Annotated in this window: 15 protein-coding genes; 12 read left to right on the top strand and 3 right to left on the bottom strand. The window is 68.6% G+C overall.

Going from position 1 to position 16,488, the window contains the following annotated elements; genetic code table 11:
• The first annotated feature begins 6 nt into the window (after positions 1-6).
• The 5 genes from ABZX92_RS03530 (at position 7) to ABZX92_RS03510 (ending at position 6,230) form a co-directional block, all read left to right on the top strand.
• Entirely contained in the window at positions 7-1,521 is a 1,515-nt protein-coding gene (locus ABZX92_RS03530) for an acyl-CoA synthetase (RefSeq protein WP_355553411.1), read from the top strand.
• Positions 1,514-1,969, top strand: coding sequence for a pyridoxamine 5'-phosphate oxidase family protein (locus ABZX92_RS03525; protein ID WP_355553408.1), 456 nt, complete (start codon positions 1,514-1,516; stop codon positions 1,967-1,969). The genes ABZX92_RS03530 and ABZX92_RS03525 overlap by 8 nt, the downstream gene beginning before the upstream one ends.
• A complete protein-coding gene (gene kstD / locus ABZX92_RS03520) occupies positions 1,966-3,672 on the top strand; it encodes a 3-oxosteroid 1-dehydrogenase (RefSeq protein ID WP_355553405.1) in 1,707 nt (568 codons plus the stop codon). The genes ABZX92_RS03525 and kstD overlap by 4 nt, the downstream gene beginning before the upstream one ends.
• A gap of 262 nt (positions 3,673-3,934) precedes the next feature.
• A complete protein-coding gene (locus ABZX92_RS03515) occupies positions 3,935-5,281 on the top strand; it encodes an alpha/beta hydrolase (RefSeq protein ID WP_355553402.1) in 1,347 nt (448 codons plus the stop codon).
• A 37-nt stretch (positions 5,282-5,318) separates the two neighbouring features.
• Positions 5,319-6,230 carry a PIG-L family deacetylase gene (locus ABZX92_RS03510; protein ID WP_355553399.1) on the top strand — a complete coding sequence of 304 codons (912 nt, stop codon included), beginning with the start codon at positions 5,319-5,321 and terminating at the stop codon, positions 6,228-6,230.
• Positions 6,231-6,332: 102 nt separating this feature from the next.
• Here the strand turns inward: ABZX92_RS03510 and ABZX92_RS03505 are convergent, their stop codons facing one another.
• Complete coding sequence (locus ABZX92_RS03505; RefSeq protein ID WP_355553396.1) at positions 6,333-7,124, bottom strand: crotonase/enoyl-CoA hydratase family protein; 792 nt, start codon at positions 7,122-7,124, stop codon at positions 6,333-6,335.
• A gap of 74 nt (positions 7,125-7,198) precedes the next feature.
• Here ABZX92_RS03505 and ABZX92_RS03500 point away from each other — a divergent pair, with 74 nt between their 5' ends.
• Positions 7,199-8,785, top strand: a complete 1,587-nt coding sequence (locus ABZX92_RS03500; RefSeq protein ID WP_355553393.1) for an acyl-CoA synthetase — start codon at positions 7,199-7,201, stop codon at positions 8,783-8,785.
• Positions 8,766-9,854, top strand: coding sequence for a nitronate monooxygenase family protein (locus ABZX92_RS03495; RefSeq protein WP_355553390.1), 1,089 nt, complete (start codon positions 8,766-8,768; stop codon positions 9,852-9,854). The genes ABZX92_RS03500 and ABZX92_RS03495 overlap by 20 nt, the downstream gene beginning before the upstream one ends.
• Here the strand turns inward: ABZX92_RS03495 and ABZX92_RS03490 are convergent.
• Together ABZX92_RS03490 and ABZX92_RS03485 are read right to left on the bottom strand one after the other, a co-directional pair.
• Positions 9,838-10,731, bottom strand: coding sequence for an acyl-CoA dehydrogenase (locus tag ABZX92_RS03490; protein ID WP_355553387.1), 894 nt, complete (start codon positions 10,729-10,731; stop codon positions 9,838-9,840). The two genes, ABZX92_RS03495 and ABZX92_RS03490, sit on opposite strands and share 17 nt — an antisense overlap.
• 12 nt (positions 10,732-10,743) lie before the next feature.
• On the bottom strand, positions 10,744-11,904 hold the full coding sequence (locus ABZX92_RS03485; protein WP_355553384.1) for an acyl-CoA dehydrogenase family protein: 1,161 nt from the start codon (positions 11,902-11,904) through the stop codon (positions 10,744-10,746).
• Positions 11,905-11,949: 45 nt separating this feature from the next.
• Between ABZX92_RS03485 and ABZX92_RS03480 the strand changes: the two genes are divergently transcribed.
• The 5 genes from ABZX92_RS03480 to ABZX92_RS03460 all read left to right on the top strand — a co-directional run bounded on the left by ABZX92_RS03480 (position 11,950) and on the right by ABZX92_RS03460 (position 16,434).
• On the top strand, positions 11,950-12,141 hold the full coding sequence (locus tag ABZX92_RS03480; protein WP_355553382.1) for a ferredoxin: 192 nt from the start codon (positions 11,950-11,952) through the stop codon (positions 12,139-12,141).
• A gap of 74 nt (positions 12,142-12,215) precedes the next feature.
• On the top strand, positions 12,216-13,301 hold the full coding sequence (locus tag ABZX92_RS03475) for a Zn-dependent alcohol dehydrogenase (RefSeq protein WP_355553379.1): 1,086 nt from the start codon (positions 12,216-12,218) through the stop codon (positions 13,299-13,301).
• A 23-nt stretch (positions 13,302-13,324) separates the two neighbouring features.
• The gene (locus ABZX92_RS03470; RefSeq protein ID WP_355553377.1) at positions 13,325-14,173 is read left to right on the top strand and encodes an SDR family NAD(P)-dependent oxidoreductase; all 849 of its coding nucleotides are present in this window, start codon (positions 13,325-13,327) and stop codon (positions 14,171-14,173) included.
• An 8-nt stretch (positions 14,174-14,181) separates the two neighbouring features.
• Complete coding sequence (locus ABZX92_RS03465) at positions 14,182-15,687, top strand: aldehyde dehydrogenase family protein (protein WP_355553374.1); 1,506 nt, start codon at positions 14,182-14,184, stop codon at positions 15,685-15,687.
• Positions 15,688-16,434, top strand: a complete 747-nt coding sequence (locus ABZX92_RS03460) for a glucose 1-dehydrogenase (RefSeq protein ID WP_355553371.1) — start codon at positions 15,688-15,690, stop codon at positions 16,432-16,434.
• Positions 16,435-16,488 lie beyond the last annotated feature (54 nt).

Below are 16,488 nucleotides of genomic sequence, written 5' to 3'. Positions count from 1 at the left end.
GAGGGTGTGGTCACTGGACTCTGGAACATCGCCGCCGACCGGCCGGACCTGACCGCGCTGGTCGATCCGAGCGGTCGCGAGATCACCTACCGGGAGCTGGCGGCGGAGGCCGACCGCTACGGGCGCGGGTTCCAGGCCCTGGGGCTGGCACCCGGCGACAGCATCGTGCTGATGCTGCCGAACAGCGCCGAGCTGGTGGCGGTGTACTTCGCCGCCTACCAGACCGGCCTCTACGTCGTGATGGCCAACTGGCACCTGACCGGGGCCGAGGTCGCGTACCTCGTGCAGGACAGCGGCGCCAAAGCCTTCGTAGCGCACGAACGGTTCGCCGCGGCGGCAACGGAAGCATCGGCCGGCCTGCCGGACGACGCGAAGTACTCCGTCGGTGACATCGACGGATTCACGCCGCTCAGCAAGCTCGGCGAAGGGGAGACCGGACGTCCCGATGTCCGCACGACCGGCTCGCCGATGCTCTACACGTCCGGCACGACCGGTCGGCCCAAAGGCGTGCGCAGGCCGTTGACCGGCGCGGATCCCGATGTGATTCCGCCGTCGGCGCCGTGGTTCTTCGGCATCTTCGGGATCAAGCCGCACGACGGGCACGTGCACCTGTGCGGATCACCGCTCTACCACACGGCGGTGCTCAACTTCGTCGTCATCTCCATTCAGCTCGGCCACACCGCGGTGCTGATGGACCACTGGGCGCCAGAGGACATGCTGCGGCTGATCGAGCGGCACAAGGTCACCCACAGCCACATGGTGCCGACCCAGTTCCACCGGCTGCTCGCGCTGCCGGACGACGTGAAAGCCAAGTACGACATGGGTTCGCTGCGCGCGATGATCCACGGTGCCGCTCCGTGTCCGCTGGAGGTCAAGCGCCGCATGCTCGACTGGTGGGGACCGGTCGTGATCGAGTACTACGCGGCGACCGAGGGCGGCGGCACGGCGATCTCCGCGCAGGAATGGCTGCGCAAGCCCGGATCCGTCGGCCTGCCGTGGCCGACGTCGGAGATCAAGATCCTGGACGAGGACGGCAACGACCTGCCGGTGGGCGAGCGCGGCCTGGTCTACATGCGGATGGGTGACGCGACGTTCGAGTACCACAAGGACGCGGAGAAGACTCGCGCTGCCCGGGTGGGGAAGCTCTTCACGTTGCAGGACATCGGCTATCTCGACGAGGACGGCTACCTGTTCCTGTGCGACCGCAAGAACGACATGATCATCTCCGGTGGCGTGAACATCTACCCCGCGGAGATCGAGGGCGAGCTCGTCTGCCATCCGAAGGTCGCGGACGTGGCCGTGTTCGGTGTGCCGCATCCGGACTGGGGCGAGGAGATCAAGGCGGTCGTGCAGCCGGCCGATGGCGTTGAAGCGGATGAGACTTTGACGGAGGAGCTGCTGGAGTTCGCGCGCACCAGGCTCGCGAAGTTCAAGCTGCCGCGCACGATCTCGTACCTGGCCGAGCTGCCACGCGACCCCAACGGCAAGCTGTACAAGCGAAAGCTGAGGGACCGTGCGTGACGCGATCAAGATGACCCCGGCCGAGGTCGAGGAGTTCCTGGCCGGGCAGAAGACGTTGATCGTGGCCACCATCGGCCGCAACGGCCTGCCGCACCTCGCTCCGATGTGGTTCGCGGTGCTGGACGGCGAAATCGTGTTCTGCACGGACCGCAAGTCGCAGAAGATCGTGAACCTGCGACGCGACCCGCGCTGCAGCGTGCTCGCCGAGGCGGGGGAGACCTACGACCAGCTGCGTGGCGTGCACATGGAGGGCGTCACCGAGTTCACCCCGGACCTCGGCCGAGTCGTCGACGCCGTCGTGGCGCGCAACTTCGGCCATGTCGGCGACAGCGACGTCGAACGAGAAGCCTTGCGCAAAGCCATGTCCAGGCGCGTCGCCGTCGTCTTCCGTCCGACCAGGACGGCCAGCTGGGACCACCGGAAGCTGATGTCTGGAGTGACCCCATGACCCTGAACCGCCGTCAGGTGCTCGCCGGAGCCGGTCTCGCGCTGGCCTCCGGACTGGTCAGGACCTCACCGGCCTCGGCAGACCTCGGCGAGTTCGACGTCGTGGTCGTCGGCTCGGGCGCGGCCGGAATGACCGCCGCTCTTGCCGCCGCCAAACGAGGTCTGAGCTGTGTGGTCCTGGAGAAGGCGCCGACGTTCGGTGGTTCCGCCGCCAGGTCGGGTGCCGGTATCTGGATCCCCAACAACGAGATCATCCTCGCCGCCGGCATCCCGGACACCCCGGAGAAGGCCCGGCAGTACCTGGCGGCCGTCGTCGGTGACATCCCGGCCGTGCGGCAGCAGGCCTATCTCACGCAGGGCCCGCAGATGATCTCGTTCGTCATGCGGAACAGCCCGCTGCGGTTCCGGCACATGGACGGCTACAGCGACTACTACCCCGAATACCCCGGCGGCATCGCGAGGGGCCGGTCGATCGAACCGGAGATGCTCGACGGCCGCGTCCTCGGTGCCGAGCTCGCCAACCTCAACGCCCCCTACCTCGCCACCCCGGCGGGCATGGTCATCTACGGCGCCGACTACAAGTGGCTCGCGCTCGCCCTGGTCAACGCCAAGGGAGCCGCCACGGCCGCCGCGGCACTCGCCCGCGGCACGGCAGCGGCGTTGGCGGGTCAGAAGCCCTTGACGATGGGTCAGGCGCTGGCGGGCGGTCTGCGCGCGGGCCTGATGCAGGCGAACGTCCCGGTCTGGCTGAACACCGGCTTGGAAGATCTGGTCGTGGAGAACGGCGCGGTTCGCGGCGTGCTGACCTCGCGCGGGCTGGTGAAAGCACGCCGTGGCGTGATCATGGGCTCGGGCGGCTTCGAGCACAACGCGGCCATGCGCGCCCAGTACCAGCGGCAGCCGATCGGTACGCAGTGGACGGTCGGCGCCAAGGAGAACACCGGCGACGGCCACCGCGCGGGCCAGCGCGCGGGCGCGGCGTTCGACCTGATGGACGACTCCTGGTGGGGCCCGGTCGTCCCGACGCCCGGCTCGCCGTACTTCTGCCTCGCCGAACGCACCCTGCCCGGCGGCCTGATGATCAACGCCGCGGGTCAGCGGTTCGTCAACGAGGCGGCCCCCTACAGCGACGTCGTGCACACCATGTACGACAAGAACCCCGCCGACCCGTGCATCCCGGCGTGGCTCGTCGTCGACCAGAACTACCGCAACAGGTACCTGTTCGCCGACGTCGCGCCCACGCTGCCGCTGCCGGACGCCTGGTACCAGGCCGGCGCGGTGGTGAAGAACTGGTCGCTCGACGGGCTGGCAGGCGCGATCGGCGTTCCCGGCACCGCGTTGAAGGCGACCGTCACCCTGTTCAACAACCAGGCCTTCGCCGGCCGCGACCCCGACTTCAAGCGCGGCGACAGCGCATACGACCACTACTACACCGACCCGGCCGTCTTCCCGAACTCGTGCCTCGCCCCGCTGTGGGCACCGCCGTACTACGCGTTCAAGATCGTGCCGGGTGACCTCGGCACCAAGGGCGGCCTGGTCACCGACGCCCGTGCGCGCGTCCTGAGGCCCGACGGCTCGGTCATCCCAGGCCTGTACGCGGCGGGCAACGTCAGCTCGGCCGTGATGGGCCACAGCTACGCCGGCGCGGGCTCGACCATCGGCCCGGCCATGACGTTCGGCTACATCGCGGGCAACGACGTCTAGACCGTCGCTGCCAGGGGTTGGCTCTGTTGGCGTCTGCAAGTACCGCCAACTCTTGATCACATCGCCGCTGACCACACCCAACCGGCCCCGGAACCGGCCATGGCTGGAGAGCGCTCTCGACGGGCAACCGTGCCCGGTATGCGCGTTCATGGCGTGGGCCGGAACAGCCTGTGCACGGTGCCGCCGATCACGATGGAAAGGCTCGGTACCAGGCCCGGTAGGGTTGCGGGAGCGCTCCCACAATCCTGACCGGAGGCACTCGGTGAGACGAGCACTGGCGACTGTCCTCCTGCTGGTGATCTGGGCGGGTTCGGCGCAGGCCGAGCCCGCCCAGTCCATTGCGTGGGCACCTTGCGCGGAGAACCCCGAAGGCGAGTGCGGGACGTTGACCGTGCCGCTGGACTGGAGCAGACCTCGCGGCCAGCGCATCGACCTCGCGGTAGCGCGCCACCAGGCCACTGATCCGGCGCGACGGATCGGCGTGCTGCTGGTCGACCCCGGCGGACCTGGTGGATCGGCGGCGGAGTTCGCGTTGTCGGGCCTCTTCAGCCCGGAGATCCGGGCTCGGTTCGACATCGTGGGCATCGACTCGCGAGGGACCGGCAACAGCCTGGCGATCCGCTGCGCCGACCTGATGGCCGGCCAGCCGACGAGCTACCCGGCCGACGCGGCGGCCTTCACCGCGTTGCTGCGCTTCAACCAGGGCGTGTTGCGGAAGTGCCGCGAGCGCAGCGGGCCGATCTTCGACCACGCTGACAGTGGCGCCGTGGCAAGGGACATGGACGCGGCCCGGCGCGCGCTGGGCGAACGGAAGATCAGCTACCTCGGGCTGTCCTACGGCACGATGTTCGGCCAGTTGTACGCCGAGAGGTTCGGGAGCCGCGTACGTGCCATGGTCCTCGACAGCGTCGTCAACCACAGCGCGGACGCCGAGCAGTTCGTGGGCGATCGAGCCGCGGCAGTGGACGACTCGTTCGCCGAGTTCGCGAAGTGGTGTGACCGCGAGGAGTCCTGCGCCCTGCACGGCCAGAACGTCCACCAGGCCTGGGAAGCCGCGCTCGTCCGCGCCGGCGGTGAGCAGCAGCGGCTGATCGACTCGATGTACCACGCGCTGGGCGGACCGGACTGGCCGTGGGCCGCGCAGCTCATCGCCGGCGTGCGGGCACTGTCCTTCGAACCCAACTACGAGTCGGTCCGCCTGGCCGCGGTGTGTCAGGACTTCGCGCTGCGCATCAGGAACTTCGCACAGTACGCACAGCTGCGCGCCGAGGAGCTCCGGAGGTCGCCGGTCATGCGCGGCAGCCTGATCGGCCACGACGAGGCCACCGCGTGCGTCGGTGTACCCGGCCCGCCCAGCAACCCGCCGCATCGCCTGGACATCGGCGACGCACCGAAGATCCTCGTGCTCAGCGCGCGCCACGACCCCACGACTCCGTACGACTGGGCGGTGAACATCCACCGGCAGGCGCCGCGCAACACCGCGTTGCTGACCTACGAGGGCTGGGGCCATGTGGCGTATCCGCGCACCGCCTGCACCCGCGGTGGCGTCGACGCGTACTTGCTCAACCTCGAGATCCCGTTGCACATCTGCCCGGCCGGCGAGAGGTAGTCTCCGCGCAGCACACGTCTTCTGGGGGGAAGAGTTCATGCGCAGATCGATGCTGTCCCTGTTGAGCTCGGTGGTCCTGGGGGCGGCCGTCCTGACCACCGCGCAGGCAGAGGCTCCGGCAGCCGGGACCACGCTCACCTTCGTCGCACATCAGGACGACGACCTGCTGTTCATGAACCCGGACATCGCGATGGACGTTGAGGCGGGCAACAACGTCTGGGTCGTGTACCTGACGGCGGGCGAGGTGCACACCAGGGACCCGATGTCGTACGCCAACATGCGCATCGAGGGCGAGCGCGCCGCGTACGCCAAGACCGCCCGCGTGCCGAACAAGTGGACGTACGAAGAGCTGTGGGTCAACGGCCGTCCTCTGGCGACGAACAGGCTCAACGGCACGAATGTGCGCCTGGTCTTCACGTTCGTCCACGGCGCGTCCGGCGAGTGCAAGGACGTCAACGGCGATCCGCGGGGCGACCTGTACAGGATGCTGAAGGACCCCTCGTACGTCGCCCGCCCGATCGACGGACGGCCCTCGTACACGCGGGAGTCCTTCACCGCCGTGCTGCACACGCTCATCGGCTACGTGAACCCGGCGCACATCCGGTCGTCCAGCACCATCGGCCACCGCGACGATCCCAACAGCGACCACGTCGACCACACCTCCGGGGCGATCTTCGCGGCCGAGGCGGACCTCGACAGCGCGCGCAACACGTGGATCCGCCGCGACGAGTACACCGGCTACCACAGCCGGGACCTGCCGGAGAACGTGTTCGGGTACTGGCAGACCCGCAAGATCGAGATCTGGGACGAGTACTGGCCGCACGACCCGGCGGTGGCGCGGGACAGCCACGCTTACGCGTTCAGCCGCCAGATCCGGCCGGACGACCGGGTCTTCCGCCCTGGCACGCCCTGGGTACCGCCGGGTGACTTCTCCGTCCCGGGCTGCTAGTGGCGCGTCTCGGAACGTCGGCGAGGTGATCCACGCTCAGCAGGGCACCACGATGCACCCGTCCGACCGCGAATTCCCCTGGCAACGTTCCGGGCCACACCACTAGCGGCCCTTGAACTCCGGCTTGCGCTTCGCGGCGAAGGCGCGAGGACCCTCCTTCGCGTCCTCGCTGCGGAACACCTCCATGCCGAGCCGGGCGTCCACTTTGAACGCCTCGTTCTCGTGCATGGCCTCGGTCTCCCGCATGGTCCTCAGGATCGCGCGCACCGCGAGAGGTCCGTTCGCGGTGATCAGCTCGGCGAGCTCCATCGCCTTGTTCAACGCCTCGCCGTCCGGCACCACGTGACCGATCAGGCCGATCTCCTTGGCCTCGGGCGCTTTGATGTGCCGGCCGGTCAGCAGCAGGTCCGCCGCCACCGTGTACGGGATCTGGCGCGGCAGCCGCACCGCTGACCCGCCGAGCGGGAACAGGCCCCAGCGCGCCTCCGAGACGCCGAACCGCGCGCTCTCGCCGGCCACGCGGATGTCGGTCGCCTGAAGGATTTCCGTGCCGCCCGCGACCGCCGGGCCTTCCACCGCGGCGATGAGCGGTTTCGTCAATCGACGACCTTTCAGCAGCGGTTCGATGACCGAGAAGTCGAACTTCCCGTCCGACTCGCTGGGATGGTTCTGGGTCATCGCCTTGAGGTCGGCGCCCGCGCAGAACGACCCGCCCGCGCCGGTCAGGATGCACACGCGCACGTCGGGATCGTTGTCCACGCGGTCCCACGCCTCGCGCATGATGGCCATCATCGGTCCGGACAAGGCGTTGCGGACCTCGGGCCGGTTCATCGTGACGACCAGAACATTGCCGACCAGGTCCACCAACGCGTGTGGTTGGGTCGTAGTCGTCATTCGGGCGCCTCCTGGATCGAGTCTGACCGCACGGGGGATTGTCCAGAACAGTAACACGTTCTACTTTGCCTACCATGGCCCTCAACGTCGCAGACCTCGTTGAACACGCCGCCGACACCGTGCCCGACCGGACCGCGCTGGTGTGCGGGTCCAAGCGGGTCACCTATGCCGAACTTGAGACACGAGCCAACAAACTGGCTCACCACCTGGCAAAGAACGGCGTGACACAGGGGTCGCACGTCGGGCTCTACGCACGCAACTCGATCGAGCTGGTCGAGGCGATGCTCGCGGTCTACAAGCTGCGTGCGGTCGCCATCAACGTGAACTACCGCTACACCAAGAACGAGTTGCAGTACTTGTTCGGCGAAGCGGACCTGGTCGCTCTGGTACACGAACGGCGGTATTCGCCGTTGGTCGCGGAGGTCGGCGCGCCCGGCCACACCGTGGTGATCGACGACGAGACCGACGAGGAGTTCGCCGGCGCCGACTACGAGACCGCGCTGGCCGCGGAGTCGGGGGAGCGGGACTTCGCGCCGCGCAGTCCCGACGACCTCTACATCCTGTTCACCGGCGGCACGACCGGCATGCCCAAGGGCGTGATGTGGCGGCACGAGGACGTGTGGCGCACGCTCGGCGGCGGCATCGACTTCGTGACCGGCGAACGGCTCACCGACGAGTGGCAGCAGGCCAAGTCGGGCAAGGACTACGGCCTGGTGCGCCTCTGCCTGCCGCCGCTGATCCACGGCGCCGCGCAGTGGGCCGTGCTGGGCGCGCTGTTCTGCGGCAGCACGGTGGTGCTGGTGCCGAAGTTCGACCCCGCCGAGATCTGGCGGGTGATCGAGCGGGAGAAGGTCCAGGTCGCGGCGATGACCGGCGACGCGATGGGCCGGCCGTTGATCGAGGAGTTCCAGCGCGGCTCCTACGACGGGTCGTCGTTGTTCGTCCTCAACAGCAGCGCGGCGCTCTTCTCCTATCCGGTGAAGAAGCTGTACCAGGAACTCCTGCCGCACACGACGCTGCTGGAGTCGATCGGGTCGAGCGAGACCGGGTCGACCGGCATCGGCGCGGTGCCCAAGGAGATCGTGCAGACCGACGGCACCAAGGTGAAGCTCAACGAGGACACCATCGTCATCGACGACGACGGCAACAAGCTGGAACCGGTGCCGGGCGTGATCGGCAAGCTCGCGCGCGGCGGGCACATCCCGCTGGGCTACTACAAGGATCCCGAGAAGACCGCGCGGATGTTCGTCGAGGTCGGCGGCAGGCGGTTCACCGTGCCCGGCGACTACGCGCGGTTCGAGGAGGACGGCGACATCACGTTGCTCGGCCGCGGCAACACCTGCGTGAACACCGGTGGCGAGAAGGTGTTCCCGGAGGAGGTCGAGGGAGTCCTGAAGTCGCACCCGGACGTGTTCGACGCGCTCGTGATCGGCGTACCGGACGAGCTGCTCGGCGAACGCATCGGCGCGATCGTGCGGCCACGTGACGGCGCTGCGCCGACACTGTCCGAACTGGACGCTCACGTGCGCGACACGCTCGCCGGCTACAAGGTGCCGCGACTGCTGTGGCTGGTGGACGAGATCGGCCGGACACCGAGCGGCAAACCCGACTACCAGTGGGCCCGCCGCCACGTGGAGGAACATGCGCACCAGCCTGTGTGACCAGCTCGGCATCGAGCACCCGATCTTCGGCTTCACGCCGTCCGAGCACGTGGCGGCGGCGATCAGCCGGGCGGGCGGACTCGGCGTGCTGGGGTGCGTGCGGTTCAACGACGCGGAGGACCTCGACCGCGCGTTGACGTGGATGGACGAGAACACCGACGGTAAGCCGTACGGGGTGGACATCGTCATGCCGGCCAAGGTGCCCACCGAGGGCACCCAGGTCGACCTGTCGCAGCTCATCCCGCAGGGGCACAAGGACTTCGTGCAGCGGACGTTGCTGAAGCTCGGCGTGCCACCGCTGCCCGACGGCGAGGACAGCGAGGGCGTCCTCGGCTGGCTGCACTCGGTGGCGCGCTCCCACGTGGACGTGGCGCTGGAGCACCCGATCCGGTTGATCGCCAACGCACTGGGCTCGCCGCCGGCCGACGTGATCGAGCAGGTGCACGCGGCCGGGGTGCCGGTGGCTGCCCTCGCGGGCAAGGCCTCGCACGCCCAGCGGCACGTCGAGAACGGCGTCGACATCGTGGTGGCGCAGGGCTACGAGGCCGGTGGGCACACCGGTGAGGTCGCGACGATGGTGCTCGTGCCGGAGATCGTCGACGCCGTGTCCGTCCCGGTGCTCGCTGCGGGCGGAATCGGGTCGGGGCGTCAGGCCGCGGCGGCCATGGCGTTGGGCGCGTCGGGCGTGTGGATGGGCTCGTACTGGCTGACCACCGCCGAGTACGCGCTCGGGAACTCCAGCACGCAGCAGGCGTTGCTCGCCGCCGGTTCCAGCGACACCGTGCGCACCCGCATCTACACCGGCAAACCCGCGCGGCTGCTGAAGACGCGGTGGACCGAGGAGTGGGCGGCGGCCGACGCGCCGGAACCGTTGCCGATGCCGTTGCAGAACCTGCTGGTGAGCGAGGCGCACCTGCGGATCGCCCGGTCCGACGACCCGTCCGTGGTGTCGATGCCGGTCGGACAGGTCGTCGGGCGGATGAACGAGGTGCGCCCGGTCGCCGAGGTGATGGCCGGGTTGCTGCGCGAGTTCGACGAAGCGGTCGAGCGCCTCACAAAACTGCGCTGAGCTTGAGGAGCTGGGCGGTCGCCCCGCCCAGCTCGAACTCGGCCCGCTTCGCCGCGGTGAAGTACTTGTGCACCTCGTGGCTCATGTCGATGCCCGTGCCGCCGTGGACGTGCACGGCCGTGTGCGCGACGCGGTGCCCGGCGTCGGCGGCCCAGAACTTCGCGGTCGCCACCTCGGCGGCCGCGTCCAGGCCCTCGGAGAGCCGCCAGGCTGCCTGCCAGAGCGTCAACCGGATGGCTGCCACGTCGATGTACGCATCAGCGAGCCGTTGCGCCACGGCCTGGAAGCTGCCGATCGGGCGGTCGAACTGCACGCGGGTGCGGGCGTACTCGGCGGTCAGTTCCAGTGCGCGTTCGGTGACGCCGAGCTGGTAAGCGCACAGGCCCACCGTGTAGCGCGTGATCAGCCACTCCGGCGTGAGGCCCTCGATCAGCTTTCCGCCGGTGAACTCGAACGTGCCCGCGTCCGAGCCGTCGACCAGTTCCTGGGCGCTGATGTCCAGCTCGTCGGCCTCGACCAGGAACACCTGGTCGTCATGGGCCACCAGGAAAGCTGAGGCGGTGGTGGCGAACGGGACCGCCGTCTTCGCGCCGTTCTGGTCCTCGGCGAGCGCCACCGACAGCACGGTTCCGGGACGTGGGGTGTCGAACTGCGCCAGCGCCTGCTGGGCCAGCACCGTCGGCAGATACGGCACCGTGGCGACGGCCCGGCCCAGCTCGACCAGGACCGCGCAGTGCTCCAGGACGCCGAACTCGTCCGGCGATTCGGGGACCACGCCCGACTTCACCAGGTCGAGCCACGGCGTGTCGGAGGAGTCGAGGATCTTGCGGGTCAGCGCGGCCAGTTCCCGTTGCGCCTCGGTCAGCGTGAAGTCCATGGCAGTCTCCCTTTACCGAGGAACCGCGGGCAGCCCGAGGCCGACGCGCGCGATGATGTCCCGCTGGATCTCGTTGGTGCCGCCGCCGAACGTCAGGATCAGCGACGACCGGTGCATGCGCTCGACCCGGCCCTGCAGCACCGCGCCCGGTGAGCCGCCGCGCACGATTCCGTTGGCGCCCAGCACTTCCATCAGCAGCCGGTAGCCCTCGGTGGCGAACTCGGTGCCGAACACCTTGGTCGCGGACGCTTCCGCGGGGGAGGGCGCCTCGTCGCCGCCGGACGCGATCCGCCAGTTGATCAGTTTCAGGAACTCGGTCTTGGCGTGTACGCGAGCGAGGTGCAGCCGCACCCATTCCTGTTCCACGGCGCCGGTTTCGTCCGCCCATTGACGAACTTCGCGCAGCGCGGTCTGCAGCGGCGCGGCCGAGCACAGGGCGACGCGTTCGTGGTTGAGCTGGTTGGTGATGAGCTTCCAGCCCTTGTGCTCCTCGCCGATCAGGTTCGACGCCGGCACGCGCACGTTGTCGTAGAAGGTCGCGCTGGTGGTCGGCCCGGACATGGTCGGCACCGGCGTCCAGGAGAAGCCGGGTGAGGTGGTCGGCACCATGATGATGCTCAACCCCCGGTGCCGCTGGGACTCCTGGTCGGTGCGGCAGGCCAGCCAGACGTAGTCCGCGTACTGGATGAGGCTGGTCCACATCTTCTGGCCGTTGATCACGTACTCGTCGCCGTCGCGAACCGCGCGCGTCTTGAGGCTCGCGAGGTCGGTCCCGGCTTCAGGTTCGGAGTAGCCGATCGCGAAGTGGATCTCGCCGGACGCGATCTTCGGCAGGTAGAACGCCTTCTGCTCGGGCGTGCCGTACGCCATGATCGTCGGCCCGATCGAGTTCAGCGTCAGGAACGGCACGGGAGCACCGGCCGCCGACGCCTCGTCCAGGAAGATCAGCTGCTCGATCATCGGCCGATCGCGGCCGCCGTACTCCTCTGGCCAGCCGATGGTGAGCCAGCCGTCGAGCCCCATCTGGCGGACGGTGTCCTGGTAGACCTCGGCGTTCCCGTAGTCACTGCTGCCGGCGAGCCCGGCCCGGCGGTCCGGCGTCATGAGCGCGGCGAAGTACGCCCGCAACTCCTGGCGCAACTGCTCCTGTTCGGGCGTGAAACCGATGCGCATGACCGCTACTCTAGAACAAGTTCTACTTGCTGTCAGGAGGCCGCGATGAAGGTCGGCGTCGACCCTTCGGTGTGCGAGGCGCACGGTGAGTGCATGTCAATCCTGCCTGAGGTGTTTGACCTTGACGATGACGAGGTTCTGCAGATCCGGGAGGGTGAGCTGAGTCCGGAGGAGGTTCCGCTCGCCGAACGGGCGGTCGCGTCGTGCCCGATGGGCGCGCTGCGGCTCTCACCGTGATGGGCCTTGTCAAGAACAGGAACAGATTCTAGTGTCCGTCGGGTCAGCCGTGAGCTCAGCGAGGAGTGATACCGGTGAAAGCTGCCGTGCTCAACCAGGTAGGCGACGACAAGCTCGAGCTCCGCGACGACGTGACGACCACCGCGCCGGGGCCGCAGGAAGTCAAGATCAAGATCAGGGCGTGCGGGGTGTGCCACAGCGATCTGTCCGCAATGGACGGAACGCTGCCGGCGCTCGCACCTGGTGTCATCGGCCACGAAGGCGCCGGTGAGGTCGTCGAGATCGGGAGCGCCGTCACGCAGCTGGCGGTCGGCGACCACGTGGCGATCACGTTCGTGCCACCGTGCGGGAAGTGCCCTCAGTGCGTGACCGGCCAGTCCCACTTGTGCTTGATTCACACCATTTCCGCGTTCACGTCGCCGCGTTTCGTCGTGGGTGGCAACCCCGCGTTCGGGTACGCGGGACTGGGCGCGTTCGCCGAGGAGATGGTCGTTCCCGCCGACGCCGCGATGAAGATCGACGACGACGTGCCGTGGGAGATCGCCGCGCTGCTGTCGTGCGGCATCCTGACCGGCGTCGGTGCCGTGCTGAACACCGCGAAGGTCGAAGCGGGCTCCAGCGTCGCCGTCATCGGCTGCGGTGGTGTCGGTGTCGCGGTGATCCAGGGTGCACGGCTCGCGGCGGCGGCGAAGATCGTCGCGGTCGACCCGGTCGTCGAGAAGCACGAGGTGGCGCAACGGTTCGGCGCGACGCACGCGACCGCGCCCGACGGTGTCGCCGACCTCAACAACCAGCTCAACGGCGGCATGGGCTTCGACTACGTGTTCGACGTGGTCGGCATTCCCGCCACGATCCGCCAGGCGTGGGACCTCACCCGGCGCGGCGGCCACACGGTCGTCGTCGGTGCCGGACGAGCCGACGCGATGGTGTCGTTCAGCGCGCAGGAACTCTTCCTGCACGACAAGACCTTGCACGGTTCGTTCTACGGGACGGCCAACTTCCGCCGCGACGTGCCGCGCATGATCGCGCTGTGGCGGCAGGGCAGGCTCGACCTCGAAGGCATGATCAGCAAGCGGATCAGGCTGGAGGACGTCAACGAAGGCCTGCAGGCCTTGCGCGGCGGGGGTTCTCTGATCCGCCAGGTCATTCTCTTCGACTGAAACATTTCTTTTGGGAGTCTCTTGTGGACCTCGCGGGGAAGGTCGCCGTCGTCACCGGAGCAGGAGCCGGGCTGGGTCGGGCGGAAGCGCTGGAGCTGGCGAGAGCCGGTGCCTCGCTCGTCCTCAACGACCTGCCGGGCTCGGCCGACGCCGCTGCGGCCGAGATCGAGGAGCTGGGCGCCAAGTGCGTCGTGGTCGAGGGTGACGTGGGCGAACGCGGCACCGCGGACGCGCTCGTCGGCGCCGCGATCGAGCACTTCGGCGGCCTGCACGTGCTGGTGAACAACGCCGGTGTGCTGCGCGACCGGATGCTCTTCAACATGACGGACGAGGAGTGGGACCTGGTCATCAAGGTCCACCTGCGCGGTCACTTCCTGTTGTCGCGCAACGCGGTCTCGTTGTGGAAGCAGCAGTCCAAGTCGGCCGGCGAACCGGTCTACGCGCGGATCGTCAACACCTCGTCCGAGGCGTTCCTGCTCGGCAGTGAGGGGCAGGCGAACTACGCGGCGGCCAAGGCGGGCATCGCGGCACTGACAGTCGCGACCGCGCGCGGCACGTCCAGGTACGGCGTGCGGGCCAACGCCATCTGCCCGCGCGCTCGTACGGGCATGACGGCGCATGTGTTCGGTGAGGCACCGGAAGGCGACGACTCGCTGGCACCTGAGCACGTCGCGAAGTTCGTCAAGCACCTCGCCGGGCCGCAAGGCGACAAGATCAACGGACAGGTCTTCGTCGTGCACGGCGGCATGGTCGCGTTGATGGCACCGCCCACCGTGGAGCGGAAGTTCGGCGCTTTCAGCGACCTGGACGGCTACTTCGCCGACCGCGACCCGCAGAAGACCTTTGCCTGTACTGAAACGATGGCCCTGTAGGAGGAGCTGTGACGCTCACCGTCCAACCGCATCGCGAGACGCTGGGCCTGAAGGACGGCCGGCTCCTCATCGGCGGCGAGTTCCGCGAGGCGGACGAGACCTGGACCCACCACCACCCGGCGACCGGCGAGGAGATCGGCAGCTTCGCGGTCGCCTCGGCGAAGGACGTCGACGCCGCGGTGCAGGCCGCGCGCAAGGCGTTCGACGAGGGCACGTGGCCGCGGTCGAAGGCCGGCGAGCGCATCAAGATCCTGCGCAGGTACGGCGATCTCCTGCGGGAGCACGAGGAGGAGCTGCGCGGTCTGCAGGCGCTGGACAACGGCGTGCCGCTGTCGTTCGGCCAGATCTACGCCACCTCGGTCGGCATCGCGGCGGACATCTTCGACCACCACGCGGGCTGGATCGACAAGGTCGGCGGCCAGACGTTCCCGCCGTACCAGGGCGGTGACCACCTGGCGATGACCTTCCGCGAACCGGTCGGCGTCGTCGCGGCGATCCTGCCGTGGAACGCGCCCTTCGTGCTGTTCGCCCAGAAACTCGCGCCGGCACTGGCCGCCGGTTGCACGGTCGTGGTGAAGCCGAGTGAGTACGCGAGCTTCTGCGTGATCCGCATGGTCGAGCTGCTGATCGAGGCCGGAGTCCCGGAAGGCGTGGTCAACCTCGTCACCGGCCCCGGCGACCCGACCGGCGAAGCGCTGATCACCCACCCCGGCGTGGACAAGATCAGCTTCACCGGCAGCCGCGCGATCGGCCGCCGGATCGTGGAGGCCAGCGCGGGCACGATGAAGCGCGTTTCCCTGGAGCTGGGCGGGAAGTCGCCGGCACTCGTGTTCGCGGACGCCCCGAACGTCGGCCTCGCCGCGATGACCTGCATGGGCATGGTGACGATGGGTCTGTCCGGCCAGGCCTGCGTCGCGCACACCAGGGCGTTGGTGGCGCGCGAGGTGCAGGACGAGTTCGTCAACATGGCGACGATGCTCGCGAGCGCGGTGACGTTCGGCGACCCGTTCGACCCGGCCGTGCTCGCCAGCCCGTTGATCAACGCCAAACAGCTCGACCGCGTCCTCGGCTACATCGCGAAGGGCCAGGAGGACGGCGCCCGCCTCGTCACCGGCGGCACGAGGCTGGAAGGCGACCTGGCGTCCGGGAACTTCGTCGCACCGACGATCTTCGCCGACGCGACCAACGACATGACGATCGCCCGGGACGAGATCTTCGGCCCGGTGCTCACGGTCGTGCCGTTCGACGACGAGGAAGAAGCGGTTCGACTCGCGAACGACACCGAGTACGGCCTGGGCGCGGGCGTCTACACGAACGACGTGCGCCGGGCGTTCCGCGTGTCGAAGCGGTTGCGCGTCGGCATGGTCGGCATCAACGGGTTCCAGCTGGAACCGCACGTGCCGTTCGGCGGCTACAAGCAGTCCGGGCTGGGCCGCGAGGGCGGGCAGAGCGCCTACGAGGCCTACACCGAGCTCAAGACCGTGATGATGCCGCTGACCGACGAGCTGATGTAGATGCGGCTCGACGGCAAGATCGCCCTGATCACCGGCGCGGCCCGGGGTCAGGGCGCGGCCGCCGCGCGCCGGTTCGTCGCGGAAGGCGCGCGGGTGATGATCACGGACGTCCTCGACGACCAGGGCAAGGAGCTCGCGGCCGAGCTGGGGGCCGAGTACTGCCACCTGGACGTGTCGAGCGAGGACGAGTGGGCCGAGGTCGTCGCGTTCACCATCAGCACGTTCGGTGACATCACGGTTCTGGTGAACAACGCGGGCATTCTGCACTTCTCGGCGCTGGCGGACACCACACTCGCGGACTACCAGCGGGTGATCGGCATCAACCAGGTCGGCACGTTCCTCGGCATGCGCGCCGTCGTGGAGTCGATGACGCGAGCCGGTGGTGGATCCATTGTGAACGTATCGAGTGTCGAGGGCCTCGGCGGCATGCCGTACCTGGTTGCCTACACCGCGAGCAAGTTCGCCATCCGCGGCATGACCAAGGTGGCCGCGATGGAACTCGGCCAGCACGGCATCCGGGTGAACTCGGTGCATCCCGGCGCGATCAACACCCCGATGGTCGGCGAGGCGCTGGGCCGGCCGGTCGACATCACGCCGATCGGCAAGAAGGTCGCGCTGCGCCGGGTCGGCCAGCCGGACGACGTCGCCAACGTGGTGTTGTTCCTGGCCAGCGACGACAGCGCGTACTGCACCGGCGCCGAGTTCGCTGTGGACGGTGGAGCCACGGCCACTCACGCTCTGAGCTGAACCCGGGTATCAAAGGGGCCGGCTGCGCGATCCTCCGGACAGGGAACCATCTGG

This window comes from Lentzea sp. NPDC006480, assembly GCF_040611995.1.
In the GTDB taxonomy this organism is placed as follows: domain Bacteria; phylum Actinomycetota; class Actinomycetes; order Mycobacteriales; family Pseudonocardiaceae; genus Lentzea.
The sequence above is the reverse complement of the archived record's forward strand: the minus strand, read 5'-3'. Positions and strand labels throughout refer to the sequence as shown.

Coding starts and splice junctions, on each gene's coding strand:
- kstD (WP_355553405.1), top strand. CDS start 1,966: ATGACCCTGAACCGCCGTCAGGTGCTCGCCGGAGCCGGTCTCGCGCTG.
- ABZX92_RS03510 (WP_355553399.1), top strand. CDS start 5,319: ATGCGCAGATCGATGCTGTCCCTGTTGAGCTCGGTGGTCCTGGGGGCG.
- ABZX92_RS03505 (WP_355553396.1), bottom strand. CDS start 7,124: ATGACGACTACGACCCAACCACACGCGTTGGTGGACCTGGTCGGCAAT.
- ABZX92_RS03500 (WP_355553393.1), top strand. CDS start 7,199: ATGGCCCTCAACGTCGCAGACCTCGTTGAACACGCCGCCGACACCGTG.
- ABZX92_RS03495 (WP_355553390.1), top strand. CDS start 8,766: ATGCGCACCAGCCTGTGTGACCAGCTCGGCATCGAGCACCCGATCTTC.
- ABZX92_RS03490 (WP_355553387.1), bottom strand. CDS start 10,731: ATGGACTTCACGCTGACCGAGGCGCAACGGGAACTGGCCGCGCTGACC.
- ABZX92_RS03485 (WP_355553384.1), bottom strand. CDS start 11,904: ATGCGCATCGGTTTCACGCCCGAACAGGAGCAGTTGCGCCAGGAGTTG.
- ABZX92_RS03480 (WP_355553382.1), top strand. CDS start 11,950: ATGAAGGTCGGCGTCGACCCTTCGGTGTGCGAGGCGCACGGTGAGTGC.
- ABZX92_RS03460 (WP_355553371.1), top strand. CDS start 15,688: ATGCGGCTCGACGGCAAGATCGCCCTGATCACCGGCGCGGCCCGGGGT.